The sequence below is a fragment of the Streptomyces sp. NPDC048352 genome, from assembly GCF_040651895.1.
Classification (GTDB): Bacteria; Actinomycetota; Actinomycetes; order Streptomycetales; family Streptomycetaceae; genus Streptomyces.
Genome location: NZ_JBEZKZ010000169.1, coordinates 1 through 1,693 on the forward strand (window position 1 = coordinate 1; position 1,693 = coordinate 1,693).

General features: G+C 69.9%; 2 protein-coding genes. Both read right to left on the minus strand.

The window, feature by feature from the left end:
• Positions 1-680 (minus strand): adenosylhomocysteinase (locus tag AB0D45_RS34825; protein ID WP_362466723.1); only part of this gene is annotated, 680 nt, incomplete at its 3' end.
• A gap of 35 nt (positions 681-715) precedes the next feature.
• A partial coding sequence (locus AB0D45_RS34830; RefSeq protein ID WP_362466726.1) for a vitamin B12 dependent-methionine synthase activation domain-containing protein occupies positions 716-1,693 on the minus strand: 978 nt, incomplete at its 5' end.

A 1,693-nucleotide genomic window follows, 5' to 3' on the forward strand; every position in this document is an offset into this window, starting at 1 on the left:
TTGTTGTCGAACTTCGACTTCGTCACCGCGTCGTTCACGTTGATCGCCGGGAAGAGCAGGGTGCCCTCGGCCATCATCTCGTACAGGCGGTGCACACCGGTGGTGGTCTCCTCCGTCACGCCGCGGATCTCGGACGCGAGCTGCGTCCAGTCCAGCGTGCTGCGCCGCAGCAGTTCGAGGACGAAGCCCATTTCCTCGTTGTCGGCGGTCGAGGGGTCGGGGACGGCGCCGGCCTTCTCGAACTCGACGCCCTTGTGGACGAGGAGGGTGGCGTCACCGCCGTCGTCGAGGATCATGTTCGGGCCCGCGTGCCCGGGCCAGGTCAGCGCCTGCTCGGTACACCACCAGTACTCCTCCAGCGTCTCGCCCTTCCAGGCGAAGACGGGGATGCCGGCGGCCGCGATCGCCGCCGCGGCGTGGTCCTGCGTCGAGTAGATGTTGCAGGACACCCAGCGGACCTCGGCGCCGAGGGCGACGAGCGTCTCGATCAGGACGGCCGTCTGCACGGTCATGTGCAGCGAACCGGTGATCCGCGCACCGGCCAGCGGCTGCGTCTGCGCGTACTCCTCGCGGATCGACATCAGACCCGGCATCTCGTGCTCGGCCAGGGTGATCTCCTTGCGGCCGAAGGCGGCGAGGGAGAGGTCGGCGACCTTGAAGTCCGTGAATCCGTCAGGCATGGGATGTGCTCCTTGAACTGGTCTGGTATCCGGGGTCATCGGCGGCCTCCCGCGTTGAAGTAGCCGGCCTCGGGGTGGTGGATGACGATGGCGTCGGTGGACTGCTCGGGGTGGAGCTGGAACTCCTCCGAGAGGTGGACGCCGATCCGCTCCGGCTGGAGGAGGTCAGCGATCTTGGCCCGGTCGGCCAGCTCGGGGCAGGCCGGGTAGCCGAGGGAGTAGCGGCAGCCCTGGTACTCGGTGCGGAACATGCCGTCCATGGCCGTCGGGTCGGACCCGGCGATGCCCAGCTCGGAGCGGACGCGGGCGTGCCAGTACTCGGCGAGGGCCTCGGCGAGCTGGACGGACAGGCCGTGCAGCTCCAGGTAGTCGCGGTAGGAGTCGGACTCGAAGAGCGTGGCGGTGGCCTCGCCGATCTTCGAGCCGACGGTGACCACCTGGAAGCCGACGACGTCGACCTCACCGGACTCCTCCGGCCGGACGAAGTCCGCGAGGCACAGGCGCCGGCCACGGCTCTGGCGCGGGAAGGTGAAGCGGGTCCGCTCTCCCCCGTCCTCGTCCAGGACGATCAGGTCGTCCCCCTTGGAAACGCAGGGGAAGTACCCGTAGACCACGGCCGCTTCGAGGAGCCGCTCGGTGTGCATCCGGTCCAGCCAGCCGCGCAGCCGCGGCCGGCCCTCCGTCTCGATGGAGCCCGCGTCCTTCAGGCCCCACTGGCCTCTGAAGAGCGCCTGTTCGTCCAGCCATCCCGCGTATTCCTTGAGCTGGATGCCCCTGACGACCCGGGTGCCGAGGAACGGCGGCTCGGGCACCGGGTGGTCGACGGCCACGTCGGAGCGGCCGGTCCCTTCCGGCTCGCGGACGTCGAGGACGGCGGTCCGCTGCGGCACGCGGCGCTGCTTGAGGGGCGGGAGTTCGGCGCCGGGGACGCCGCGCTTGACGGCGATGAGGGCGTCCATCAGCCGCAGGCCCTCGAAGGCGTCGCGGGCGTAGCGGACCTCGCCCTCGTAGAT